Genomic DNA, 25,522 nt, shown 5'->3' with positions numbered 1-25,522 from the left:
ATTATCTTAATTTTTTAGTACTATAAAGAGTTTTTTTAAGAACTTCTATATTGTCTAAAGCAAGCCCTGTTCCAATCGCTACACAATCAAGTGGATCATCTGCAATTCTAACTGGCATACCTGTTTCTTCCATTATTACTCTATCTATACCATCAAGCAAAGCACCACCACCTGTAAGCATGATTCCTTGTTCAATTATATCTGATGCAAGCTCTGGAGGAGTTTTCTCTAATGTTGTTTTGATAGCTTCCACTATGCTATAAACTGGTTCTTTTAAAGCCTCATATATTTCAAGCGAACTTACTTCTATAGTTTTAGGTAGACCACTTATAAGATCTCGTCCTCTTATATCCATCATTTTCTTTTCAGTTCCTCCATCAGCAGAACCTATATTTATTTTTATTTCCTCAGCTGTCCTCTCTCCTATCATTAAACTATATTCTTTTTTAATATAGTTTACAATAGATTCATCTAGTTCATCTCCACCTACTCTTATAGATTTACTAGTTACGATTCCACCTAGAGAAATAACTGCTACTTCAGTGGTTCCTCCTCCTATATCTACAATCAAACTTCCTGTGGGCTCGTGAACTGGTAAGCCTGCGCCAATAGCTGCTGCCATAGGTTCTTCTATTAAATAGGCTTCTCTTGCTCCAGCATGAATAGCTGCTTCTTCTACCGCTCTTTTTTCTACCTCAGTTACCCCACTTGGCACACATACTACAACTCTAGGTTGAAATAAAGATCTTCTCTTATATGCAGATTTTATAAAATGCTTTAGCATGCTCTGCGTTACATCAAAATCAGCTATAACTCCATCTTTTAAAGGCCTTATAGCCACTATATTACCAGGTGTTCTACCTATCATTCGCTTTGCCTCTTCACCTACTGCAAGCACTTGATTATTTGTAGTCTGGATAGCTACTACTGATGGTTCACGAGTTACTATTTCTCTACCTTTTACATATACTAGTGTATTTGCCGTACCTAAATCAATCCCCATATCCTTATTAAAAAAACTGAAAAATCCCATTTATTTTCTCCTTCCATACTTTCAAATTAAATTTTTTTCCTTGAAACTGACATATCTATTATCCCCAATTATTATATGATCTAATACTTTTATACCAATTAAATCTCCCGCCTCTACAAGCCTAGATGTTATATTTATATCTTCATCACTTGGAGAAGGATCTCCACTTGGGTGATTATGTATCAAAATAATTGAGTTGGCACTTCTATTTATTGCAGCATGAAAAACATCTCTCGGGTGAACTATTGATGCATTTAAAGTTCCTATAGATATGTTTTCTATAGCTATTATTTGATTTTTAGTATCTAAGATAGCTATATTAAAATGTTCTTTATTTAAAAATCTCATTTCATCTGATATGAGATTTACTAATATATCAGGCGAACTAACTTTTATTTTTTCTTCAGCTGACCATCTCTTAATCCTCTTTCCAATTTCTACACTTGCAAGTATTTGCGAAGCTTTACAAACTCCTATACCTTTAATCTTAGTAAGTTGTTTTAACGAAATACTAGTTAAATGACTAAGCCCTTTTTCATCCATACTAAGTATTCGATTGGCTACATCTAGAGCTGTATCATCTTTATGACCTGTCCTTATGATAATAGCTATAAGTTCTGCATTTGAGAGTCTCTCTACTCCATAGTTCATAAGCTTTTCTCTGGGTCTTTCACTTACGGGCAGCTCTTTCAAAGTATACTTTTTCTCAAAATCAACTGCATTATCCATATAAACACCTACTTATTCATATTTATAATACTTATGTCAAAAAATTTATTGAGTAGTTTATCTAATTTTACTAAAGGCAAGCCCACTACATTTAAATAACACCCCTCTATTCCTTCAACTAAGAGTGCTCCTATATCCTGAATACCATAAGACCCAGCCTTATCAAAGGGTTCTTTAGTAGCAATATAAGTATCTATAGTGTTTTTATCTAAGTCTCTAAACTTTACTTTTGTTTTTTCAAAGTCTACTATCTTTTCATTTGACTCTATATTTAAAATACTTATCCCTGTTATAACTTCATGGGTTTTACCATTTAAAAGACTAAGCATTCTAAAAGCATCTTCACTATTTTTAGGTTTAGAAAGTATTTCATCTTTATAGACCACCACCGTATCTGCACCTATAACTATAGATTTTGGATTATCTTTAGCGGCACTATAAGCCTTTCTAAAAGCAAGTGACATTACTAGTTCTTCAGGCGAATCCTTTTTATTAATTATTTCTACTATATCACCTTTTATAATTCTAAACTGAAAATTATATCTTTTTAAAATTTCTTCTCTTCTTTTAGAAGTTGATGCAAGTATTATATCATTCATTTAAGTTTCCTTCTCTTTTATTTTTTAATAAAATATTAAAACCTTTTTTAAGTTTTTTATTATAAATGTTGAAGATAGTCCCACAAAGTATCCTGTAAAAATACTAGTTATCATTAAAAAAGGTAGATATGTATATATTCTCATATTGTTCATCATAAAACTTGCGATAGTTACTTGAGCAAAGTTATGAAAGAGAGCTCCAAATATACTAACTCCTATAAGACTAAAAACTCTAGAGAAATATTCATATACTACATACATACCAATACAACTAATAATAGCTCCAGAAAAACTATATATAAAACTTGAAATACTTCCTGTTATAAGCATTAGAACAATACTTTTTAGACTAGAAACAACTAAGCCTTCCCTAAAACCAAACATTATTAATGTAATTAGTACCACCATATTAGATAAGCCAAGTCTTGCTCCAGGAATTGTAATGGGCAAAGGAATAGATGATTCCAATATACTAAGTGCAAGTCCAATAGAAACTAATATAGATAAAAATATACTTTTATTTAATCTTTTCATATTTATCTCTTCCTAGTGATTCATAATGTCTATAGCATCGCCCTTTTTAACACCTTTTATTTCCACCACCATCCTATTGGGTAAACAGATAATAGTTTCTCCTATCTTCGAAATATATCCTTGTTTTACATCAATTTTATCTGGGCAATCTGCTTCTATGACTCTAACTTTTTCATCATCAATTTCTATTAGATTAAATCCATATTTGCTTTGAATAGGGATTTTTTTTCCTATGATTTTTTTGTCGAATATTACCTTTTTTATTTCTTTACCATTTACTTGAATACTTACAAATTTATTTTCGTTAGAAAAAGCTTGTCTTTTTATAAATCCTAAAGAAAGCAATGTTAAAATCACAACAACAACTATTAAAACTTTATCACCTTTTGTCATTTTAAACATCCTCTAGATTGAGTTTTTACATTTCTACTTATATAGTTTACCATTTATATTTTTTTTTTACAAGTTACAAATTAATAAAAAACTGATAGAATCCATATAGATTCTATCAGTTTTTTATTAAACTTCTACAACTGCTTTGTTTTCATGAATAGTTATACATTTGGTTGGGCATTTTTCTGCACAGATACCACAATTTATACACTTTTCATAATCAATTTTTGCTAAGTTGTTTTCAAAAGTAAAAGCATCAACTGGACAATTCTTAACACATATCTTACATCCTATACATCCTATAGAACAGTTTGCTCTAACTACTTTTCCAGGATCTTCACTTTTACATTTTACAACATATTTATTATCATATGGAACTAATTCTATAATTTTCTTTGGACAAATATCTATACATTTCATGCAAGCTGTACATTTGTCTTTCTTTATAACTGCTACTCCATTTACCATTTCTATAGCATCAAAGGGACAAACATTGAAACATGTTCCACAGCCTAAACATCCATATGTACATGACTTACATCCATCAGATACTTGCATTTGAATTCTACAGTCATTTATACCTTCATATTTATATTTTATATTTGCCTTTTCATTATCTCCTTGACACAAAACTGCGGCAACATTTCTCTCAACATTTGCACCTTGTAGACCCATTATATCGGCAACATTATCAGCTACCTTTTGTCCTCCTATGGGACATGCATTTACTGGAGCCCTTCCTTCTGCTATTGCAGTTGCAAGACCCTCACAACCTGGAAAACCACAAGCTCCACAGTTTGCTCCTGGAAGAGCATCAAGTACTGCTCCTATCTTTGGATCTATAACTACTGCAAATACTTTTGAAGCAATGGACAAAAGCACTCCAAATAAGAGACCAAGTCCTCCTGTTACTAATATAGGTTTAATTAAATTTTCCATTTTTCATACCTCCTACACAAGACCATTAAAACCTAAAAAGGCCATAGACATAAGTCCTGCAGCTATTACAGCAATAGGAAAACCTTCTAAAGCTTTTGGAACATCAGCTAATTCAAGTTTTTCCCTTACTCCTGATAAAAGAATTAAAGCCAAGAAAAATCCAAGAGATGCTCCAACTCCTGTAGTTATAGTTTGTAAAAGACTGTTTCCTTGTTTTACATTTAAAATTGCAACTCCTAATACTATACAGTTTGTAGTTATAAGTGGTAAGAAAACACCCATAGCACTATATAGGGTAGGACTTATTTTTCTTATAACAAGCTCTACAAATTGTACAAGGGATGCGATTACTAGGATAAATATTATGGTTTGTAAGTATTCTACACCAAGTAATGTTAAAATATATTTATCAATTGCCCAAGTAAGTATAGAAGATATAGTAATTACAAAAGTTACGGCTATACCCATGCCTGTAGCAGTTTCCATCTTAGTAGAAACCCCAAAGAAAGGACATATTCCTAAAAATCTAGCAAATACATAGTTATTAACAAATATTGTAGAAATAAGTATTGTAAACAAATTCATTTTTTCCCCTCCTCTATATTATTAGTTTATAGCCTTTTCTTCTGATTTTTTTATTATATTTTTAAATACAGCAACTAATATTCCAAGAACTATAAAAGCACCTGATGGACCTACAAACATTGCTATAGGCTGATACCCTTTTCCAAATACATTTATTACAAAATCCGTTCCAGCAAAAAGAGTTCCCGCTCCTATTGTCTCTCTTATAAATGCTAATAAAATAACTGCTACTCCGTATCCAAGCCCCATAGCTAAGCCATCCATCGCTGATATAAATACTTTGTTTTTATATGCAAATGACTCTGCCCTTGCTAGTATTACACAGTTTACTACTATCAAGGGAATAAATATACCAAGAGATTGATATATTGGTTGAGCAAAAGCCTTCATAAGCATTTCTACTATAGTTACAAAAGTTGCTATAATAACTATAAAAGCCGGTATACGTATTTTTTTAGGTATCACTTTTCTAAGTAACGACACAACGACATTTGAACACACAAGAACTGCTATTACTGCTAATGCCATAGAAGCTGCATTAAGTACTGTGTTTGTCACTGCAAGTACTGAACAAAGTCCGACAAGTTGGACTAATACTGGATTGTCTTTTAAAATACCATTTTTAAATATTTCCGTTAATTTCATATTTACACCTCCTGGTAATTAATTGCTAAAATTTTCTCTATAAACTTCTCTTGCTGCATTTACACCAGTTAATATGCCTTTACTAGATATAGTAGAACCTGTTATAAGCATTACTTCGTTTTCAGATGAAGGCGATTCTACTGGTATAAGTTCTGTCTCAGTAGTCTTTCCTTTAAAAGTATCTTTAAATTTATCCTCTTCCATTTGTTTTCCAAATCCTGGAGTTTCACTATGGCTTACTAGCTCTATTCCAGCTAGAGTTCCATCACTCTTTATAGCAGTAATAGCTACTATAGGACTATCTCCATATCCTGATGACTCAGTCTTAAACGAATAACCTATTGTTTCTCCACCCTTTAAGGCTTCATGTGCTTCTATTATCGGAGCATATTTTCCCTTAATATTTCCAAGCAGCTCTTCATCTATTTCTTTAAAATCATCAGCTTCTGGAAATAACTTAGCTAAGGAATTAAAACTTGCTTCTTTTTCTATTTCGGCAATAATAGGGGATGTAAAATCATTAGTTAAGGCTAATACCCCCCCTGCTATAGCTGTAAATATAAATAATACTAGACCTAGTTTTATTGTCTCTTTCATTTATTTCACCCTCCCAAATACTTTTGGCTTTGTAAATTTTTCAATTACAGGGCTTGCTACATTCATAAGTAATATTGCATAAGATACACCTTCTGGCATACCACCTTTAACTCTCATAAGTGCTGTTAAAATACCAGCTCCAATACCAAATAGAATTTTCCCATTTGGTGTAATAGGTGAAGATGAATAATCTGTAGCCATGAAAAAAGCTCCAAGGATAAGTCCACCACCAAATAAATGATAAATCAACAGTTCTGGTTTTACACCAAGAATAAATAGCATTACAATAGTAGTTCCTATATAAATAAATGGAATCTTCCAATCAATAACTTTTCTAATAAATAAATAGGCTGTACCTATAAGTAAAAGCAATGCAGATGTTTCTCCAAGTGATCCCCCTATATTTCCTATAAACATATTACCTATTGATGGAAGATCTACGCTTCCACTTTTTATTAATACCATTGGCGTTGCACCTGTTACTCCATCTGGACCTATATAAGTTCCCATTATAACCGGCCAAGATGATACAAGTGCCACCCTTGCAGCAAGTGCTGGGTTCATAAAGTTAGAACCAATTCCACCAAAAAACTCTTTAACTACTATAATTGCAAAAGCTGCCCCAAAAACTGCTATCCACCATGGTGCATTTGCAGGTAAGTTAAATGCTAATAAAAGACCTGTAACTACCGCACTCAAGTCCCCTATCAAAATATCTTTTTTAAAAAACTTCTGTGTAGCTGCTTCAAATAAGACCGCTGATGCTATAGATATAGCTATCAACATTGCTGCATTAAGTCCAAAAAAATATATAGCGCCTATCATTGCAGGTGTTAAAGCTATAATAACATCGAGCATTATTCTTCTTGTCGACTCACTAGATTTAACATGAGGCCCTAAAGACATTGTTAAATGATTGTCTAGTACTAATGGCTCATCTACAGAATTTAAAACTTTTTCATCCATTCTCTCTCCTCCTTAAATTAAGATTTCCTTCTTTTTTTATTGATTTCCCTTTTTGCATGAACTATGGATTCAGTTAGTGGTCTTTTAGCTGGGCATATAAAACTACAACTGCCGCATGCTATACAAGATAGTGCATTTAAAGCTTCAGCCTCTTCAAATCTATCTTTTAGAGAATTTGCAGAAATAAATAATGGTTCTAGGAAAACAGGACATATATCTACACACTTTCCACATTTTATACAAGGCATTACCTTCTCTTTGTTTACTTCTTCTTCATTCAAAACAAGAATACCACAAGTCGCCTTAATAATAGGAGCATCTAAATCAAATTGAGTAATCCCTGTCATAGGACCACCAGATATAATCTTCGCCGGGGTTCCATTAAATCCTCCACATTGCTCAATTACATCACCTATAGTTGTGCCTATTTTAACCATTAAGTTTTTAGGTGTTTTTACTCCATTTCCAGTTACAGTAATTATTCTTTCATATGAAGGTTTTCCTTCTAATACTGCATCGGAAATGGCAGCAGCAGTACCAACATTATTTATTATACAATTTACATCCTTACCTCTTCCACCTTGAGGAACTTTTCTTTTGAGGATAGAATCTACCATTCTATACGAATCCCCTTGAGGAAATTTGGACTCTAAAGTTATAATTTCTATATTGCTATGTCCCTGGGCAGCTTTTTTAAGTGCTTCTATAGCATCTTTTTTATTATCTTCAACACCTATATATCCCTTTGCTGTTTCAAAATAATCCAACATAATCTCTAAACCATTTATTACCTTTTCAGCTTCTTCAAGCATAAGTCTATGGTCGCATGTAAGGTAAGGTTCACACTCTGCACCATTTAAAATAATAGAGTCTATACTTCCCTTTGAAGTTATAAGTTTTGTTCCTGTAGGAAAGCCTGCTCCACCCATTCCTACTATACCGGCTTCTCTAACTATTTTCTCTATTTCTTCATGGCTTAGTTTGTCCCCTTTTTTATGACTTATAAGTGAATCATCATAGTTCTCTTCTCCATCTGATTCAATAACTATACATTCAGTTTGCCTTCCTCCTGCACTATACTTTTTCTCTATCCCTTTTACTACTCCTGAGATACTTGAATGAACGGGAGCAGATACTGCAGCATCTGAATCTCCTATCTTTTGACCTATTTTTACAATATCGCCTTTTTTAACTAGGGGCTTACAAGGAGCGCCTACATGTTGATGTAATGGTATGTATACAATCTTAGGATTCTTGGCAGTTTCTATTTTTTTATCTTCTGTAAATGACTTATTTTCAGGGACATGTATCCCACCTTTAAAAGTAAATTTAAGTGCCATTATATTTCCACCTCTTTTTGATTTTTTGTTATATATTAAACAATTGCGTGTTTATATGTTACACTTTTTGAAAAATAATATTATTTATTACTGAAGTATATAATTGGTGCAGAAGAAGGGAGTCGAACCCTCACGCTTTTATCAAGCAATAGCCCCTCAAGCTATCGTGTCTACCAATTCCACCACCCCTGCATTTATGTTTCTTATCTACATTATAAACTTTTTTAGAAATTTTTCAAGTTAATATTATTCTTACTATTCCAATATCATGCATTTTTCAAGGCCTCTATACAAATTAAAAAATGTTGGCTCAAGTGGTCCTTTTATATTATCCCTTGACAACAGTGATTTGTTTGTAAAATAAAGGCTTCCATATGGAAGTTCTTCCATTATATAGTTTTGTATGCCTTCATATGCTTTTTTCTTATCTTCCTGGCTATTTATATAAGCACCTTCTAGTAAATTATCCATAATGTTATCATTATACTTTATAAAGTTTGATCCAGAATATTTAAAAGAACTGTGAAACATAAAAGATAAATCTTGGATAAGGGATAATTCCCATCCTAAGAGTGCTATATCATATTTTCCATCTTTTATAGTTTTATTTAAAATTTTCCACTCTTCATCTATTTTTTCATTATCTAAACTATCTATATCAACAGGAGGATATTCTAACAAGATCTCTATACCGATATCTTTTAAATTTTCTTTTATTATCTCAGCTGCTTTCATTCTGTGTCTATTTGAAGAGTTAGTAAGAAGTCTAAAAGAAAGTCTTCTTCCCAGGTTGTCTTTTAAAATTCCATCACTATCAACAGAGTCAAAGCCACTATCTTTTAATATATCTTTAGCTTTTTCTATATTATGGCCATAGATATTTGTAACACCATTTGTTAAATATGAATCTGGATGTATTGGCGTATCTACTTGTGTAGCATGACCTAAATATACTTCTCCTATTATCTCTTGCCTATTTATTCCATAATATATAGCCTTTCTAATTTCCTCACCTTTTTCACCATTTAATATTTTATTTTTAAAATTATATCCTAAAAATTCATATTCAGATGATGTATACTCTAGTATTCTTGTATTAGAATCTTTTTTGTACTTTTCTCCATCGACTCCCGTGATATTTACAAAATCCGTTCTACCATCTTCGAAAGCTTTAACTATTAAATCTTCGTCTTGAAAAATTCTACCTAATATCCTGGGTATATTTACTTCTCCATTCCAATACCTGTCATTTTTAATTAATTCTACTCCATTTGAAGTATTATACTTTTTATATTTATATGGTCCTGTTCCAATAGGTGTATATTCATCCTCTAATTCACTATATGAATCTTTATTTACTATAGGAAAAGTAAGAGCTTCTAAGTTGTTGGAATAAATATTGTCAAAGTATAATTCTATTTTATTTTCATCAATTATATTAGTTTTTATAAAGGATTTGATATTAAAATATCTAAAGCTTCCTAAAGCAGAAAGAATACTATTTTTATAAATACTTTCTTTATTTAAATTTTTAATAGTCTTTATCGTAAAATCTATATCTTCGGTTGTAAGCTTATCTCCATTATGCCAATAGATGTCTTTTTTCAACTCTAGAGTTATCTTTTTTCCATCATCTTCTATACTATAATTATCTACTAATAGTGGCTTGACTTTTAGATTCTTATCAAATTCAAATAATCCTTCATACATAAGTTTACTAAAATTATAATAATTAAAATTATTGTTCTCTAGTGGATCTAGTGTATTTAGTTTTGTAAGTGGAATAATTATTTTATCTCGATCTGAGGAAGGCCTCTCTAGTTTTCCTTTTCCTACATTATCTTTATCTTCAACCCTTTTAAAACCGTTACAACCCGAAAATAAGATACTCATTATTAGTAAAATACTAACAAAAAATATTCTCTTTTTCATCTATATCGCCTTCCTTACTCCTCTATTTCTTTTATATATGATTTTAGTTTATATATATAATTAATAAAGAGAGAATCATAACCAGCATCTTGAAAATTTATCTCTCCATATAACTTTTTATAATTTTCATAACCTGACTTTACCTTTTCAACATAGTTTTCTGTCTCCTTAAAAGGAATCTTATCTAGTTTTTTTCCATCTTTAGAATAGTTTTTATCTTTAAGCCATTTATTAACATTTCCACTTCCTCCATTGTAAGCTGCTAATATAAGATTTAAATCTCCATCAAATTCCTTGCCCAGTCTTTCTAAATACCAAGTTCCCAATTCTATATTTAGTTTTGGATCAAAAAGATTGTCCTTTTGATAATTAGCTATTTTTAACTCTTTTGCTCCCCACTCACCTGTTTGGTCAACAATTTGCATAAGTCCTCTAGCATCTTTAGATGATTTCGCTTCTTTATGAAATCCACTTTCAACATTTATAATAGATACTATTAGATATGGGTCTATATTGTATTTATTAGCTGCTTTACCTATATCTTCTTTATAATATAGAGGGTATCTACTATAGACTATTACTCCTATCACAGAAGATATGATAAAAAGCAAGCTAAAAAAGATCAAAATTTTAGTAATAATTCTTTTAAAAAATCTCAAATTTTCCTCCTATTTGTTCATAAGTTTTCTAACAACAAGTTTATATCTTTCTTTAAGTTTTCTATTGAATGTAAATTATAGATAATCCTAGTAGCTTTTCCTTTCTTCCAATCCATATCTATTTGAGCATCTATTCTTTCTATAGCTTCTTTTTTTGTCAAATCATTTCTCTTCATAAGTCTCTTAATCTGAGTGTCTCTATCAGCAAATACAAGCCATATCTCATCAAAATGAATATCATATTTTAAAATATTATCATACTCTTCAAATAATAGTGGTATATCTAAAAATATAATATCATCTAAATAAGCCTCTTCTAATTGCCTTTTTATTTCTTCAAATATAAATGGATGGGTTAAACTATTTAAGACTTTAAGAAGTTTAGGATTAGAAAAAACCTTATCCCCTAAAACTTTTCTATCTATCTCTCCATTTTTCTTTAATATATCTTTCCCAAAATATTCTACTGTTTTTTTATAACTAGAGCTTCCTTTTACCATTAAACTTTTAGCTATTTTATCTGCATCTATCACCTTGTATCCTTTATCTTGTATATATTCTGTTACAGTAGACTTTCCTGTAGCTATTCCACCTGTTATACCTATTATTCTACCATTAGTGTGTATCATACCAACTATCTCCAACTTCTATATCAACTTTTAAAGGAACATCTAGTTTTATAGCACTCTCCATAATGTCTTTCATAATTGATTTAACATCATCTAGTTCTTCTTTAATTGTTTCTATAATTAGCTCATCATGAACTTGAAGAATTAGTTTGGATTTTAAACCTCTTGTCTTTAAAGCATCATAAACTTCTACCATTGCCATCTTTATAATATCAGCTGCACTTCCTTGTATAGGAGTGTTCATAGCAATTCGCTCTCCAAAAGACCTTACATTAAAGTTTTTAGCTTGTAATTCAGGAATATACCTTCTTCTGTGAAGAAGTGTCTCTACAAAACCATTCTCTTTTCCCTCTTCAACTATATCTACCATAAACTTTCTTATACCCTTATAGTTTTCCAGATAATTATCTATATACTCTTTAGCTTCTTTTCTAGAAATATTTAAATCTCTTGAAAGTCCATAATCAGATATACCATATACAATACCAAAGTTTACAGCCTTTGCATTGCTACGAAGCGTGGGTGTTACTTCATTTAACGGAACATGAAATACTTCAGAAGCAGTTTTACTGTGTATGTCTATCTTTTCTTTAAATGCTTCTATCATCTTTTCATCTTTAGATATATGGGCTAGTACTCTAAGTTCTATCTGAGAATAGTCAGCATCTACTAGTATATGATTTTCATCACTTGCTACAAACGCCTTTCTAATCATCTTGCCATCTTCTGTTCTTATAGGTATGTTTTGAAGGTTTGGTTCAGTACTTGAAATCCTTCCTGTAGTAGTTATAGTCTGATTAAAGCTAGAATGTATTCTACCGTTTTTAGGATTTATAAGATTTAGATAACCATCTATATATGTTGATTTGAGCTTTACAATTTGCCTATATCTTAGTATTTTATCAATAATAGGGTGTTTGCCTTGTAGCTTTTCTAGTACTTCTACATTTGTAGAGTAACCTGTTTTGGTTTTCTTTATAACTGGAAGCTCTAATTTGTCAAATAGGATTTCTCCCATCTGCTTAGGTGAATTTATATTGAACTCTACTTCTGAAAGTTCATATATTTCACTAGTTAAAGTTTCTATCTCATTACTATATTTTTCACCTAAGCTAATAAGTTCTTCTTTATCTATCTTAAAACCTATATATTCCATATTTGCTAGTACTTCTATAAGTGGATTTTCCACGTTTTTATATAGTTCTTCCATATTTTGTTTCCTTAAAATGTCCATCATTACATCTTCTAATTTAAATGTTACCTGAAGCATATAAGATAGGTACACTCTTCTTTCTTCTTCTGTTATATCATTGAAGTTTTTCTTTTTCTTACCCTTTCCAAGTAGCGCTTCTTCATCTATTCCATAATAATTTATATACTCCTGACTCAAATTGTTTATAGAATATTCACTTTGACTAGGATTTATAAGATACTGTGCTATCTTAGGGTCAAATATATAGTTTTCTATTTGGATATGGAGTCTAAATAAGACTATTATATCATCTTTTAAACTATATCCTAACTTTTCTATTTTTTCAGATTGAAATACATCTTTAAAACTTTCTATAAAACTACCTAAAGAGTCCTTTAAATCTATATAAAATGTAGGCTCCCCTTCTACCTTTATAGCTACTGCTAATATGCTATCTTCAATATAGTTCCAATTATCTATTAAAAACTTAAATGCAAACTTGTTTTTTTTCTCTATTAAATCTACTACTCTACTAAAGTCTTCACTAGTTATATCATTATGTTCTATATCAAAATCAAGTACTTCTTCTATTTGTGAGTACTCTGAAGGAATCTTACTTATAAGACTTTTAAACTCAAAACTTTCATATATCTTTAAAAGCTCTTCAAAATCCGGTTCCCTAGTCTTTAAACCTTCTATATCTGAATCTAAAGGAACATTGGTTATAATTTCTCCAAGTCTCCTACTAAGATATGCTATTGTCTCATTTTCTATTAGATTTTCTTTTAATTTTTTACCGCTTATATTATCTATATTCTCATATACACCTTCTATATTCTTGAATTCTTTTATAAGTTTTAAACCTGTCTTTTCACCAATTCCAGGGACTCCAGGAATATTGTCTGATTTATCACCCATAAGTCCTTTAAGATCTATTAATTGGGCTGGAGTTATGCCATAAACTTCTTCTATCTTAGCTCTATCAAATATCTCAAGTTCTGTTATACCTTTTCTAGTTATCAGTACCTTAGTATTATCTGTTGCAAGCTGTAAATAGTCCTTATCTCCTGTAACAAGAATTGTCTCTAAACCTTGACTCTCACCCATCTTTGCAAGAGTACCTGCTATATCATCTGCTTCATATTCGTCCATTTCTAAAACTACTATATTCATAGCATTGAGAGTCTCTCTAATAATTGGAAACTGCTGAGCCAGTTCAGTAGGGCTTTTATCTCTTGTTCCTTTATATTCTTTATACTCTTTATGTCTAAATGTAGGTCCTTTTTTATCAAAAGCAACACAAATATATCCTGGATCGTATTCTTCTTTTATCCTATAAAGCATAGTTAAGAATCCATAAACTCCATTTGTATATACACCTTCTTTTGTAGTTAAAAGAGGCAGTGCGTAAAAAGCCCTATGAAGTAGCGAACTCCCATCTATTATCATCAATTTTTTGTTATCCATCTTTCCACTCCCAATCTTTATTCATAACTCTTAGTATATCGTAAAATACTCTCAAGGTAAACTCTTCAGAGAAATATAGACTTAAAAATATAAGACTTTTAAAACTTATAGAGTTTTATAAAGATAAAGTTTTATAAAGAAACTTAACTGTCTAAAACAAAAATCCTATTTGTTCCATATCTTCTACCTTTATCTGTGATGATACCATGTCTTCAAATTCTTCTCCCTTAGTATGTTCGCTTGTAAGGTACTGTGTGCCTTTTCTTAGATTAGAAGAGATTAAATTAAGTATATATATATTATCAAAACAATTATATATAGACTCCCCTCCTATCCCCGTTAAACATATAAGCTGAGTATTACTCTTTCTAGCAATATCCATTAATGGAGTCAATAGGTGGGATGAATGTGTTTGGGCAAATGGATTATCCATTACCAAAACTTTTCCCTCCTCTAGTTCTGCAAATATATCTGTTTCATCTCTTCTCATAAAAGAAAGAAGACTTGATAATATTACAAAGGCTGATAAAAATCCTTCCCCACCTGAATTTTTGGCTACATCTGACCAGCTAATTGAATGCTGCCTTTCAGCCTCTATTTTATAAAGTTTAATCTCTATATTGTTTATTCCCACTACAGTATTATACAAATTTTTTGTAGTTATAAAAGGACTAATTAAGTCTTCGATATTTTCATTGTTTTCAAGACGATCTATTCCGCTTTGAATCAAATGTTCAACCATATCCCCCAATTTTATAGTATATGAATATTCTTCCTCATCCCATTCTGGTAAGTTAATACGAAGCATCTTTATATATTTATCTTTAATCTTTATAGTAGAGTTTTTATCAATTTCCCCCATATTTTTATGAATATCTCTTATATATTCTAATAGAATTTCAATTACCCCATCTTTCTCCTTCTCAATAAAAGCAATATCTACTTCAAGTTTAGCCATTAAATCGTCATAAGCTCTTATAGTAGTCAAAAGTTGTTCTATAAACTCATTTGGATCATTAATCAATGAAAAAAGTGTATTTAGAGGTTTGTAAAAGAAGTCATCTTTAAAAGCTTTGTTTCTAATTATATTATCTAAAGCACTTGATAGTTCAAGGCTAAAATCAACTTCTTTTTTATTTATTTGTCGATAATCTCGTAATAGCTCACCCCTAAATCTATCTAGACCTTCTTTATCTAAATTTTCCATATCATGTTCAAACTCTACAGGTCTTATTACTAAAAAGTCATCATATTCTGCTAAAACATATATATTGGTTTCATAGTCTGCTAATCTAATACTAATTTTTTCTTGGTTTTCTTTAATCCTTCTAAGATCATCTTTTTTCTCTATTATCCGTTTTTTAAACTCTCTTAATACTATTTGTTCTCTTCCTATAAGTTCCTTTTCTCCCAAATCATCATAAAGCTTATTAAAACCTTGCTCTATTTTATTTTCTACTACAGCTATATTTGTCTCTAACTCCTCTCTGCTATTATTTAAATCTTTTAATTCGGCTTCATTTATCACAATATCTTTTATAATCGTATCTAAAATAAAACTATCATATGCTTTCCTTATATATTCATCTTCCTTGATATTTAATCTTTTAGAAGTATCTATTACATCTTTTTCTTGTGCTTTAAATCTATTCCTAGCCTTATTTAAATCTTCTTCTATATCTTTTAGCTCGCTAGTTATTTCATTGGTAAGAGCTTTATATCTTGCTTCCATATCTTCAATATCTTTTTGTATTAATTCCGTCTCACTATACATTAAGTATTTTTGAAGTTTTTCTTCTATAGTTTTTAAATTACTTTTTTGTTCAAGTCTTGACTCTCTTGTTTTATCATATTTTTCATATAAACTCTTAATTTCATCGTTTATAGAATTTTTTTCATTTTTAATCTTAGAAAGTCGCTTATCCGTCCTGGATTTCTCTTTTGTTTGATCTAAATACGCTTTATATCTTTCATTTAACTTTTTTAAATCTATTTGTTTTCGTTTTAAACCTTCAATAACCACTTCGCTTTTTCTTATAAAGTCCACATTTTTTTCTTGAATGTTTGTAAGATGAAGTTCAGCATCATAGATAGCTTTCAACTGGATTTCAAATTCTTCTTTTAACTTCTCTTTAATCTTCAGTTGATTAAGAATATTATTATAAGATTTCTCTGTGATTTTTTGGAATTTTATATTATTGTATTTTTCATTATATAGACTGTACTCTTCTTCTCTAGTTTCTAAAGTATCTCTTACAGCCTTAATTTCTTCTTCCTTGAAAAGGAGTATTCTTTTTAATTCTTCTTCATTCAATAGATTTTGATTGAATAAAACATAGAAATTTACTTTACTGCTCATATATACAGAAGACTTCTTTTCTTCAAAATCCCGCTCAATATCTTCTCTTTTTATAATTGGAATAGGAAAAGAAGTATATATAGATAAGTTTTGCAACTTTAACTTTTCTAGTTCTTTGCTAGTCATAATTAAGCTATAAGGTATAAATGGATTGTTTTCTACTAAATTCTTATTATCTTCAATACTTTTATCATTCTTTTTTAGCCAGTCCATGCCATACACATAATGTATGCTTTCTGAATCTAACCTATCTTTAAAGTCTTTTGGAAGTTCTAAAACTTTACCTGATTTTAAACTATCCTTTTCCTTTTCCAATTTTTCTATTTCTCTTTCAACTTCTTTAATAGTAAACTGGATTTCATTCATTTTCTTCTGAAATAAATCTAGTATTTCTTCTTTAAAAAACAGTTTATCTTCAGAAAGTCCTATATATCTGATAATAGTCTTTCTTTCTTCAATTTCAGATTTATATTCGGCTATTTTCTCTTCAATGTTTTTTATTTCCTGAGATGTAGTTGCTTTTTCATCTGTTTTTTCTTGGATTTGTCTATTATATATTTGAAGTTTTTGTTTGTTTTCTTGAACTTGTTTCTTTAAACGAATTAATTCAAATCCTTTTACTTCTACTAATTCATCTGTGTTCTTTATCTTTAATTCCAAACTTCCATCCTCATACTCATCAAGAATATTTCTATTTAGATTTTCTTTATACAATGTATTAAAACTCTTTTCAAACTCACCATATGCTTTTATTTCAGTCTTTAGTTGTGATAGATATCCTATACTTTCCTTTTCTTCAGCTTCTTTTTTCTTAAGTTCTAATTCTAAATCATTTTGTGTTGTCCTATTAAGATTAATTTCATCTTCTATTTCTTTAATAAGATTTTCCAAACACATCTTTTCATTTTCATAATGAATTTTTAAAGTATATCCTAATCTTTCCCTTTCTGGAGCTCTGTCCTTGTTTTTTTCTTTCTTAAGTTCTAATTTATTTTCCAACTCTTGTACATCCATAGATGCATCTTTATATAAGCTATATATCTTGGAGCACTCTTGAATTGACTTTGCCTTTATAAGTTTAACTCGTTTGTCTTCAAATTCACTTAAGTTTTTCTTTAATTGTGATAATCTTTCAAATAAACTTAGCTTTTCATCTTCCAATAAATATATATCAAAAGATAATTTTTCATATTGAATAGATCTAATCTCTTCTTTTAATAGATTTTCTTTTTCTATAAGGTTATCTTTTTCAGTTTCAAGATGATTTCTAAGGTTTTTAAGTTTCACTATTAAATTTGCTATTGTATTTTCTATGTTTTGCTTTTCATCTATTGTGCTTTTAAGGTTTTCTGCTACTGCTAGAATTCTCTTAGTTTCTTCTTTAAACAACAAAATAATATGTTTTTGATCGATTTTAGACTTATTGTCCTTATATTGTTCTATAAATCTATTTAAGATATTTCTAAATTCATCAATACGGTTCTTTCCCTTATTGAGTTTATCTTCAATTGCAGGTAAAAACCAATCTTCCATTAGTCCCATCTCATCTTTATCATTGATAAAAAGTTCTGACAGTCCAGACTCCTTAAGGTTTATCTTTTTAACAATAGATTCCCATTCTTTACTATATATTTTGTACTCTTCAAGTTTATTAAAATAATTTCTTGAAGAATTTCTATTATTCATATCATATAAAGAAAATTTATGGTTCATACTTGAAGTTATTTTTTCAAGTAAATCTTTACATTTACTATAATTCATTAATTTTTTATTTTCTTTTTCTATTTTAATGAAAGGTATATTGTGTATATCATAATCATTTGGCTCCTTGTACTCATGTATAAATTGCATTATATCTAAATCAATTTGACTTTGGTCTTCCCTTATCTCTTGATTTTTTCTTACCATCATGCCAGTAAGTACATATCCTGCATCCCCATCTAATTTCCATTCAATCAAAATAAAGCTTGGTTTATTTGTAGTAAAATAGCCGGCAAATGGTCTATCCTTACTATCTCTATAACGTTTATGTACTAATGGAGCAATTATCATTTGCACAAGTACTGACTTACCTCCCCCATTACGAAGGGATAAAAGACTACTCGCTCCTCCCAAATGAAATATTTCATCATCTACACGTATACCATTGTAATTATAGTTTAAATTTATAAATCTAATAGCATTAATCTTGCTCATTATCGATCACCCCTAAGACTTTCAAAACTCTATTGTAATTATTTTTGTTTAGTAAATTATAGTCCATAAATTGATCTAATTTCTTTGTAGTCTTTATCATTTCATCTTCCTCAATATAGTCAATTAAAGTTTGTTTCTCTAAAAACTTCAATATATTGTATATAAAGCCTTCCTTAGTAGTCTTTGCCCTAGAACCTTTTTCTTCACTTCTTAAAGCTTCAAAGGCTTCTAACATATTACTAAAAGCAAGTCCATCTCTATCTTCTACTTCTATATCATTTCTCAAAACTCCTTCATTCAATCGCTCTGATATACTATTTACTAAATCTCCAACTCTAAAATAATCCCTGGCTTTACTACTACTTCCTTGTCCATCATAGAACTCCACAAGTAATGTTAAGATCACAAATTGGGACAGATAATAATCTTTATCTGTAGCACCTGATTTACATAGTTTACTCTTCAAATCTTGTTTTGAATATCCGAGATAATTGTTGTCCTCATTTGGGATTAAATAGATTACATTTCCATATCGTTCTACTATGCTATTTGAAGCTTTTCCATTCATTTTTACTAAGTTCATTATATTTTCATTTTCAGTATAAGCTTTATAAAGGCCTATATCTCGATCTTCTCTTAATTCTCGATGCTGAATTAAATAAGAAAAGATATTTTGACTCTGATTTATGTCCTCTATTTCATAGACCATGTTTTCACTCCTAGTTAAAAGTTTTTATTCCACATTAAATAATATGTTTGAACAATATATTTTCTTTGCTTGACCATTATCACTATTTAGGTTTTCAAAGATTACTGGTTCTTTGTCTTCAGCTCTATAAATAGTTAATTTATTGATTTTATCCAATAATGGTATCATATGGATTAATTCTAAAATACTCTCATTTAGTTGAAATTCTAAGACACTGCTTTCAAATAAATGCTCAGACTTTTCTTTTCTTAACTCTTCGATATCAATAACCATATTCTTCAACAATTCTACAATAATCTCTTTAAATATTTCTATAGTAGGTATAAGCTCAGTATAATCTTCACTTAACACTTCTTTTAAATCTCTTAAAGATATACTTCCATATTCTAGAGCCTTTATGAGTATAACTTTTAGAGAGTTATTATATAAAGTTAGCTTAGCCTTTTGTCTTGCAATTCTCTCCTCTTGCCATTCATCTTCGTCAAAAGAAAGTATTTCTCCTTCATCATTAATTATTTTTGTAGTTATTGGTTTTTGTATCTCAATAGATTTATTAATATTATAAGTTTTATCTAGTTCCTGGTTTAATAATGGTCTAATAAAGTACTCAATATTCTCCATATAGTCCGAATTATCCAAAACCTTATCGTATAGCTCATTTCTAATATTGAATCTTTTTATAAGCGTCATCTGTGATAAATCCTCTAGTTCTTTAGAATATAGTGATTTAAGTTCAAAATGAGACTTAAGAATTTGTTGATGTTCATCTATTGCACGACTCAAATAGCCTTCAATAATCTTTAAATTCTTTAAATTTTCAAGATCTTCTTTCCCTAGCTTTTCTATATTAATATCTTGAAGTTCCAATTGTTTTACTTTTTCTCTAATATTTTCCCTATATCCAGAAAACTTTTTACTAGTATCTTCTATAGTACTTAAATTTTCTTCTAATAACACCTTATAATCTAAAACTGAATAGCTTAAAGCGTTTTGTTTTACCTTTCGCATTGCTTCCTGAATTCTTTGAAACTGTATACGAAGCTGGTTAAAAATATTTTTGACATCATCTACCGCCTTATCATAAGAAGCTTTTTCAATATGAAGTTTAAATATCATTTCATGAACAGTTAATCTCATATTGCTTTCCATTTCTAAAGTAGACAACATCAAATTGTATCCATCATCAGTTAGATAATAGGATGTTCTCCTGACATCTTCTTCTATGTAAACTGGCTTATTGGCTATAAAACTAACGTGAATACTCTTATACTGCTCCTCGTGAAAATCATATCCTCTAAAATACATAACCTTACCTTCATTTCCAAGGATTATGTTTATAATAAAGTCCCCAAGTTCTTTACATTCCTCATAAGTGATATGTTTTTTAAGACTTTGCATATTAACTGTGTCTATAAAACTAGCAATATCATCCATAGTGCAAGATTCATCCTTTAGTGACTGTTCCATAATAAATAATAGAACCATAAATATTACATTTGTCTGTTCATAAAAGTCTTCAAAACCATATTGTTTCCACGTAGTCTTCGCTATACTATTCTTAAACAAAAATGCATATAATGCTATATGTTTCATGCGCTTTGAAAAATTATCTAAAAATGATAACATAAGCCCTCCTAAAAATCCCTAGAATTCAATATTTCCTGGGGAATGTATTTATTCATAGTCAATATCTTGTTTATTTGATTTCTATCTTCTTCATCAAAGGCTTCTAAAAACTCATTAGTAATGTTTTTATTTTGTCCCTTTTTCATTAGGGGTAAAGTCCTTATATCTGACTTGTTTAGCATAGCTTTATAGGCGTTAATATATGGAGCAATGGAAACCTCATCTTCAAACGCTTCACAAAGCAATTCATAAATCAATATTCCTTCAAAATCTAAATCTCCAAAATAAAATATCTTGTTTGACTTATTTGCTAGATACGGTTCTACACAATAAGTAAAATCTTTAAAAGATTTATATATCCCTTTACCCTTTCCATATATAATAGTTCCAATTGACATCCCCAATATATCACTATTTCCCTTAAGTAGATGCCTTCTCATACTATAGAATGTATCCTTATTTTCTAAAATCAATACATTCTGTGGAACCTCTTTAGTATGTGAGTAGTAAGATAAAGGCTCCGTAGTCTCATATATATTTAGCATGTCCAGGTTTAATCCCAGGTTTTTTAATATCCTTATCCCACCTTCCTTTTGAAGAAACTTTTCTCTTCCCCAAATCTCAAAGCTTCTTTCATTAAGAGATACCATCCCGGATGACAAATCATTATAATTATCTAAGTAATTGTTTAAAGCCATTATATGCTTTCTATCTTCTTTATATTTTGCTAAATTTTTTAAGTAATAATCTATCTTTAAATGAGAATTTAGCCTATACTGTAGTTCTTCCTTATATTCAATATAATCAACAACGGGAGATATTAACATATAAGAATTATAAAGCGCAGGGCTCTTTCCATTAGTTTTAGAACTTTTTATAGGTTTAATGTTTTCTTCTTCTATATTTTTCATAATAAACTCTACTAAATCACTATAATCATAGATCTTATAATGTTTAGATATCTCGTCCAAACTCCATTTTCTTTTATGATTATCTCTAATTGATCTCATGGTTTCATCCTTTTATAGTTTTATTTATTGATGATTTAAGCTCTAAAGAAATTTTGATAAGAATTATCTAAATTATAAATAGAATTAGTTAGTGAGAATTTATCTGCTTTTTTGAGCCATATTAAACCTCTTTCTATTTTAAGTTAACAATAGCTAATTCTACTCATATAAATATATTCTATCATATTTAACATCCAATTTCTTAATAATATTAAGAGTTTTATGTAACAGGAAAGTAGCAACTTGTAACTTATAATGGGTTACTGAATATTATTTAATAATAGACTTTATATTTTAAATAAATTAAAAATGCTATAAATAATAAAAATGGGTATTAATAATAATAGTTAATAATATCTAAAAATATTAGGGGAGGAATTTATATGGAAAAGAAAAAATTTTCAATGCCTACCGCTTATACCATTTTAATTGGACTCATTGTAGTAGTTGCTCTATTAACTTGGATAGTACCTGCAGGTCAATATGAGACTACAGAAATCGATGGGGATCAAGTTCCTATTTCTGGAACATATGAGCAAATAGAAAGAACACCCCAGAATTTATTTGATGTAATTAAAGCTCCAGCAACAGGATTTCAAGATGCTGTAGACGTAGCTTTATTTATTCTTATAGTAGGAGGATTTCTTGGTGTTGTAATGAAGACAGGTGCAATAGATGCAGGAATATCAAGAGTAACTCACATTCTAAAGGGTAGGGAAAAGATAATGATTCCTATTCTTATGGTACTATTTGGTATAGGAGGTACTACCTATGGAATGGCTGAAGAAACGATAGCCTTTTACCCCTTGTTAATACCAATATTTGTTGCTGCAGGATATGATACTGTAACAGCTGTAGCAGTTATAATGCTGGGAGCTGGAGCCGGAGTACTTGCCTCTACTGTAAATCCATTTGCTACTGGTATAGCTTCTGGTTTTGCAGATGTATCTCTTGGTCAAGGAATATTGTTAAGGATTGTAATGCTAGTTATAATAGAAACGGCAGCTATACTCTATGTTATCAGATATGCTGAAAGAGTTAGAAAAGATCCTACAAAATCATTAACTTATTCAACAAGAGAAGAAGATAGAAAATTCTTTTTATCTAGTAAGGGTACTGATGGAAATGATTTTCCAGAGCTTACAGGTCGTGGAAAGATTATATTAGTATTATTTGCAATTACATTTCTTGTAATGATATATGGTGTAATACCATTTGCAGATATGGGGATAACTTTCTTACCTACTCTTAATTGGTGGTTTACAGAGCTTGGTTCACTCTTCCTTATAATGGCAATAATTATAGGAATTGTAGGAGGACTTGGTGAAAAAGATTTAGTTGGAAGCTTTGTAGATGGTGCAATGGACCTTCTTGGTGTAGCTTTTATAGTTGGAATATCAAGAGGTATTACAGTAGTTATGAACGCAGGAAATATAACTGCTACAATTCTTAATCTAGGTGAGAAAACACTTGCAAGTACAGGAAATATAGCATTTACTTTATTAACTTATCTATTTTATATACCTATGTCATTTCTTATACCATCGACATCAGGACTTGCAACACTATCAATGCCTATAATGGCACCTCTTGGGGACTTTGCAGGAGTAACAAGAGATGTAGTAATCACAGCTTATCAGTCAGCATCAGGACTAGTAAATCTTATTACACCTACAAGTGCAGTAGTAATGGGAGGAATTGCAATAGGAAGGATATCTTATGATAAATGGGTTAAATTCGTTTTAAAGTTCCTTGCTATTATATTTGTAATCTCAATTATATCTCTAATTGTAGGTGCACTTGGAATCCTATAGACAAAGAGAAAAGTGCTAAAATCTTTAAAGATTTTAGCACTTTTAGCTTTAACTATTACAAATATAAATATCTTGATTAAATTTAAATTTTGTGTTATTATTATTTATGTTATTGTTATATATATTAATATAAGCCGGTGTGTCGGAATTGGCAGACGAGACAGACTCAAAATCTGTTATCCGTACGGGTGTGTGGGTTCGAGTCCCACCACCGGCACCAATTCTACTCGCACAAACAATTAAAATACAAAGATAAAGATAGGATTAAAACCCTATCTTTATTTGTTTAGCTCAATATTATTGTTAAAGTGTGTATTCATAAATCTTGAATATTTTTACAAGCCTATATTAATAATTTATTCCTGGTCATCATTCAGCTTTCCATACTCCCTTTCCATAGCTTCAAGAGTAATTATCCACTGCTTACCAAATTTCTTTATATCTATACCTTCCTCAAACTTTCCATAAGATACTGCTTTTCTTAAAGTACTTTCATTAAGTCCCCATAGATCCGTAGCTTCTTTGAAGCTCATAAGTCCTTCAAATGGATTATCTTTCATCATATTATTTTCTCCTATCTGATAATAAACTTAAAGCTAATGCAATTCCTAGTAAAATAAATTTGATATAGTCTAGAGTAGATGGGTTATTAAAGCTACCATCAAAAATATTTAATATTACTAGACCTATTAGAATGATAGATATATAATTTTTCTTCATAAATTTAAGTGGTTGTGATATACTATATTTGGTAGGGGGATTTCTCCCCCTAGTGTTGGACTTACTTCTTTTTTAGTTCTTTTAACAATTTGCCGATTGTTAGTACTAGGACTATTATCTGAAGTAAGTCTTTTGTAATTTCAACCACTCTTTCACCTCCTTTGTATAATATAATTATATCACTATACCGTGATAATGTCAATAGGTATTTATAAATTATTTATTTAAAAGAGCCTTAATTAAGGCTCTTTTAATATTTTATTTCCGATGTTTTTCTTTGACTCTACTTATTTCTTCTTTAGTATAAATATTATTAGGAGTCTTTTCTATCTTTATACCATTCATTTCATCTTTTGCAAAGAAAATAGTAATCATATAGCTCATACTACGCATTGTTAAAAATATAAATAATATTATAGAAAACATCCATATATAATATATAAAGTTTTTTATATTTAATTTTAAAATACTATCTCTAAGATACATTGATAAAGTAAATCCAGCATTAAGCAACCCTACCTTTACCGTAGTTTTTAGATACTTTTTAAATAACTCATCAGTATCTTTCTCAAATATGTACCTTACAAATTTAGATTCATTTTTCATACTTAATATTATTGGCATTATAGCACCCATAAAACCTATTATTATTGAAACTAAACTAATGGTCCCATCTAACACACTATTAAAATTTTCATTACTTAAAAAATCTATACCTGATTTGGTCCTCTGTCAAGAAAAAGGACAAATTAAACATAATAAATCTATATTCTGTTAAATAATATTTTCTTCCTCATAGTCATAAGGCGACTTCATGTCACAGTGACTATGTATTCTCTTTGTATTGTA

23 protein-coding genes and 2 tRNA genes are annotated in these 25,522 nt (G+C 29.8%); 2 read left to right on the top strand and 23 right to left on the bottom strand.

The annotated features are described in order from the left end of the window. Window position 1: 1 nt before the first annotated feature. The 20 genes from TICRE_RS03300 to TICRE_RS03205 all read right to left on the bottom strand — a co-directional run bounded on the left by TICRE_RS03300 (window position 2) and on the right by TICRE_RS03205 (window position 22,139). On the bottom strand, window positions 2-1,033 hold the full coding sequence (locus tag TICRE_RS03300; protein WP_075725112.1) for a rod shape-determining protein: 1,032 nt from the start codon (window positions 1,031-1,033) through the stop codon (window positions 2-4). Between the two features lie 21 nt (window positions 1,034-1,054). Then, window positions 1,055-1,762 (bottom strand): RadC family protein, encoded by a 708-nt coding sequence (gene radC, locus TICRE_RS03295; protein ID WP_075725109.1) that lies wholly within the window; start codon window positions 1,760-1,762, stop codon window positions 1,055-1,057. 8 nt (window positions 1,763-1,770) lie between these two features. Next, a complete protein-coding gene (locus tag TICRE_RS03290) occupies window positions 1,771-2,361 on the bottom strand; it encodes a Maf family protein (protein WP_075725106.1) in 591 nt (196 codons plus the stop codon). 24 nt (window positions 2,362-2,385) lie between these two features. Then, window positions 2,386-2,895 carry a Gx transporter family protein gene (locus tag TICRE_RS03285; RefSeq protein ID WP_075725104.1) on the bottom strand — a complete coding sequence of 170 codons (510 nt, stop codon included), beginning with the start codon at window positions 2,893-2,895 and terminating at the stop codon, window positions 2,386-2,388. Window positions 2,896-2,907: 12 nt separating this feature from the next. Next, window positions 2,908-3,288 (bottom strand): NusG domain II-containing protein, encoded by a 381-nt coding sequence (locus TICRE_RS03280; protein WP_075725102.1) that lies wholly within the window; start codon window positions 3,286-3,288, stop codon window positions 2,908-2,910. A 126-nt stretch (window positions 3,289-3,414) separates the two neighbouring features. Then, window positions 3,415-4,227, bottom strand: a complete 813-nt coding sequence (locus TICRE_RS03275) for an RnfABCDGE type electron transport complex subunit B (RefSeq protein WP_075725100.1) — start codon at window positions 4,225-4,227, stop codon at window positions 3,415-3,417. A gap of 12 nt (window positions 4,228-4,239) precedes the next feature. After that, window positions 4,240-4,812, bottom strand: a complete 573-nt coding sequence (gene rsxA / locus TICRE_RS03270) for an electron transport complex subunit RsxA (protein WP_075725098.1) — start codon at window positions 4,810-4,812, stop codon at window positions 4,240-4,242. Between the two features lie 21 nt (window positions 4,813-4,833). Then, window positions 4,834-5,457 (bottom strand): electron transport complex subunit RsxE, encoded by a 624-nt coding sequence (gene rsxE, locus TICRE_RS03265; RefSeq protein WP_075725096.1) that lies wholly within the window; start codon window positions 5,455-5,457, stop codon window positions 4,834-4,836. 18 nt (window positions 5,458-5,475) lie between these two features. Next, entirely contained in the window at window positions 5,476-6,054 is a 579-nt protein-coding gene (locus TICRE_RS03260) for an FMN-binding protein (protein WP_075725094.1), read from the bottom strand. After that, the gene (locus tag TICRE_RS03255) at window positions 6,055-7,020 is read right to left on the bottom strand and encodes an RnfABCDGE type electron transport complex subunit D (RefSeq protein ID WP_075725091.1); all 966 of its coding nucleotides are present in this window, start codon (window positions 7,018-7,020) and stop codon (window positions 6,055-6,057) included. Between the two features lie 17 nt (window positions 7,021-7,037). Continuing rightward, a complete protein-coding gene (gene rsxC, locus TICRE_RS03250; RefSeq protein WP_075725089.1) occupies window positions 7,038-8,360 on the bottom strand; it encodes an electron transport complex subunit RsxC in 1,323 nt (440 codons plus the stop codon). 104 nt (window positions 8,361-8,464) lie between these two features. Beyond that, a tRNA-Leu gene (locus tag TICRE_RS03245) sits at window positions 8,465-8,552 on the bottom strand. A 63-nt stretch (window positions 8,553-8,615) separates the two neighbouring features. Beyond that, window positions 8,616-10,292, bottom strand: a complete 1,677-nt coding sequence (locus TICRE_RS03240) for an ABC transporter substrate-binding protein (RefSeq protein ID WP_075725087.1) — start codon at window positions 10,290-10,292, stop codon at window positions 8,616-8,618. A 14-nt stretch (window positions 10,293-10,306) separates the two neighbouring features. After that, window positions 10,307-10,951, bottom strand: coding sequence for a lytic transglycosylase domain-containing protein (locus TICRE_RS03235; protein WP_075725085.1), 645 nt, complete (start codon window positions 10,949-10,951; stop codon window positions 10,307-10,309). Window positions 10,952-10,968: 17 nt separating this feature from the next. Then, on the bottom strand, window positions 10,969-11,580 hold the full coding sequence (coaE, locus tag TICRE_RS03230) for a dephospho-CoA kinase (RefSeq protein ID WP_075725083.1): 612 nt from the start codon (window positions 11,578-11,580) through the stop codon (window positions 10,969-10,971). Next, a complete protein-coding gene (polA, locus tag TICRE_RS03225; RefSeq protein ID WP_075725081.1) occupies window positions 11,567-14,239 on the bottom strand; it encodes a DNA polymerase I in 2,673 nt (890 codons plus the stop codon). Before polA ends, coaE begins: the two co-directional genes overlap by 14 nt. Before the next feature lie 151 nt (window positions 14,240-14,390). Continuing rightward, on the bottom strand, window positions 14,391-18,794 hold the full coding sequence (locus TICRE_RS03220; RefSeq protein WP_075725079.1) for a coiled-coil domain-containing protein: 4,404 nt from the start codon (window positions 18,792-18,794) through the stop codon (window positions 14,391-14,393). After that, on the bottom strand, window positions 18,781-19,503 hold the full coding sequence (locus TICRE_RS03215) for a DUF6063 family protein (protein WP_075725077.1): 723 nt from the start codon (window positions 19,501-19,503) through the stop codon (window positions 18,781-18,783). Before TICRE_RS03215 ends, TICRE_RS03220 begins: the two co-directional genes overlap by 14 nt. Window positions 19,504-19,527: 24 nt before the next feature. Next, window positions 19,528-21,129, bottom strand: coding sequence for a hypothetical protein (locus TICRE_RS03210; RefSeq protein ID WP_075725075.1), 1,602 nt, complete (start codon window positions 21,127-21,129; stop codon window positions 19,528-19,530). An 8-nt stretch (window positions 21,130-21,137) separates the two neighbouring features. After that, window positions 21,138-22,139 carry a Wadjet anti-phage system protein JetD domain-containing protein gene (locus TICRE_RS03205; protein ID WP_075725073.1) on the bottom strand — a complete coding sequence of 334 codons (1,002 nt, stop codon included), beginning with the start codon at window positions 22,137-22,139 and terminating at the stop codon, window positions 21,138-21,140. A 383-nt stretch (window positions 22,140-22,522) separates the two neighbouring features. Here TICRE_RS03205 and TICRE_RS03200 point away from each other — a divergent pair, with 383 nt between their 5' ends. Both TICRE_RS03200 and TICRE_RS03195 read left to right on the top strand, forming a co-directional pair. Beyond that, entirely contained in the window at window positions 22,523-23,953 is a 1,431-nt protein-coding gene (locus TICRE_RS03200; RefSeq protein WP_075725070.1) for a YfcC family protein, read from the top strand. A 133-nt stretch (window positions 23,954-24,086) separates the two neighbouring features. Beyond that, a tRNA-Leu gene (locus TICRE_RS03195) sits at window positions 24,087-24,173 on the top strand. Between the two features lie 136 nt (window positions 24,174-24,309). On the opposite strand, the gene TICRE_RS03190 is transcribed toward TICRE_RS03195, so the two are convergent. From TICRE_RS03190 to TICRE_RS03185, 3 genes are all read right to left on the bottom strand, one after another. Beyond that, window positions 24,310-24,516, bottom strand: coding sequence for a helix-turn-helix domain-containing protein (locus TICRE_RS03190; protein WP_198927470.1), 207 nt, complete (start codon window positions 24,514-24,516; stop codon window positions 24,310-24,312). A gap of 1 nt (window position 24,517) precedes the next feature. Next, window positions 24,518-24,673 carry a hypothetical protein gene (locus TICRE_RS13150; RefSeq protein ID WP_158016397.1) on the bottom strand — a complete coding sequence of 52 codons (156 nt, stop codon included), beginning with the start codon at window positions 24,671-24,673 and terminating at the stop codon, window positions 24,518-24,520. A gap of 258 nt (window positions 24,674-24,931) precedes the next feature. Further along, window positions 24,932-25,354 carry a hypothetical protein gene (locus TICRE_RS03185; protein WP_158016395.1) on the bottom strand — a complete coding sequence of 141 codons (423 nt, stop codon included), beginning with the start codon at window positions 25,352-25,354 and terminating at the stop codon, window positions 24,932-24,934. Window positions 25,355-25,522 lie beyond the last annotated feature (168 nt).

It is taken from the genome of Tissierella creatinophila DSM 6911 (assembly GCF_001940565.1).
Taxonomy (GTDB): Bacteria; Bacillota; Clostridia; order Tissierellales; family Tissierellaceae; genus Tissierella_A; species Tissierella_A creatinophila.
Note: the sequence above shows the minus strand (reverse complement) of the source record. Positions and strands in the feature narration are given on the sequence as shown.

Excerpts from the sequence above, each read along its gene's own strand:
- TICRE_RS03260 (WP_075725094.1), bottom strand. The coding sequence starts at position 6,054 with ATGAAAGAGACAATAAAACTAGGTCTAGTATTATTTATATTTACAGCT.
- TICRE_RS03200 (WP_075725070.1), top strand. The coding sequence starts at position 22,523 with ATGGAAAAGAAAAAATTTTCAATGCCTACCGCTTATACCATTTTAATT.
- rsxE (WP_075725096.1), bottom strand. The coding sequence starts at position 5,457 with ATGAAATTAACGGAAATATTTAAAAATGGTATTTTAAAAGACAATCCA.
- TICRE_RS03210 (WP_075725075.1), bottom strand. The coding sequence starts at position 21,129 with ATGTTATCATTTTTAGATAATTTTTCAAAGCGCATGAAACATATAGCA.
- TICRE_RS03285 (WP_075725104.1), bottom strand. The coding sequence starts at position 2,895 with ATGAAAAGATTAAATAAAAGTATATTTTTATCTATATTAGTTTCTATT.
- rsxC (WP_075725089.1), bottom strand. The coding sequence starts at position 8,360 with ATGGCACTTAAATTTACTTTTAAAGGTGGGATACATGTCCCTGAAAAT.
- coaE (WP_075725083.1), bottom strand. The coding sequence starts at position 11,580 with ATGATACACACTAATGGTAGAATAATAGGTATAACAGGTGGAATAGCT.
- TICRE_RS03215 (WP_075725077.1), bottom strand. The coding sequence starts at position 19,503 with ATGGTCTATGAAATAGAGGACATAAATCAGAGTCAAAATATCTTTTCT.
- TICRE_RS03300 (WP_075725112.1), bottom strand. The coding sequence starts at position 1,033 with ATGGGATTTTTCAGTTTTTTTAATAAGGATATGGGGATTGATTTAGGT.
- TICRE_RS03280 (WP_075725102.1), bottom strand. The coding sequence starts at position 3,288 with ATGACAAAAGGTGATAAAGTTTTAATAGTTGTTGTTGTGATTTTAACA.
- TICRE_RS03205 (WP_075725073.1), bottom strand. The coding sequence starts at position 22,139 with ATGAGATCAATTAGAGATAATCATAAAAGAAAATGGAGTTTGGACGAG.
- TICRE_RS03220 (WP_075725079.1), bottom strand. The coding sequence starts at position 18,794 with ATGAGCAAGATTAATGCTATTAGATTTATAAATTTAAACTATAATTAC.
- TICRE_RS03275 (WP_075725100.1), bottom strand. The coding sequence starts at position 4,227 with ATGGAAAATTTAATTAAACCTATATTAGTAACAGGAGGACTTGGTCTC.
- polA (WP_075725081.1), bottom strand. The coding sequence starts at position 14,239 with ATGGATAACAAAAAATTGATGATAATAGATGGGAGTTCGCTACTTCAT.
- rsxA (WP_075725098.1), bottom strand. The coding sequence starts at position 4,812 with ATGAATTTGTTTACAATACTTATTTCTACAATATTTGTTAATAACTAT.
- radC (WP_075725109.1), bottom strand. The coding sequence starts at position 1,762 with ATGGATAATGCAGTTGATTTTGAGAAAAAGTATACTTTGAAAGAGCTG.
- TICRE_RS03255 (WP_075725091.1), bottom strand. The coding sequence starts at position 7,020 with ATGGATGAAAAAGTTTTAAATTCTGTAGATGAGCCATTAGTACTAGAC.
- TICRE_RS03240 (WP_075725087.1), bottom strand. The coding sequence starts at position 10,292 with ATGAAAAAGAGAATATTTTTTGTTAGTATTTTACTAATAATGAGTATC.
- TICRE_RS03190 (WP_198927470.1), bottom strand. The coding sequence starts at position 24,516 with ATGATGAAAGATAATCCATTTGAAGGACTTATGAGCTTCAAAGAAGCT.
- TICRE_RS03290 (WP_075725106.1), bottom strand. The coding sequence starts at position 2,361 with ATGAATGATATAATACTTGCATCAACTTCTAAAAGAAGAGAAGAAATT.
- TICRE_RS13150 (WP_158016397.1), bottom strand. The coding sequence starts at position 24,673 with ATGAAGAAAAATTATATATCTATCATTCTAATAGGTCTAGTAATATTA.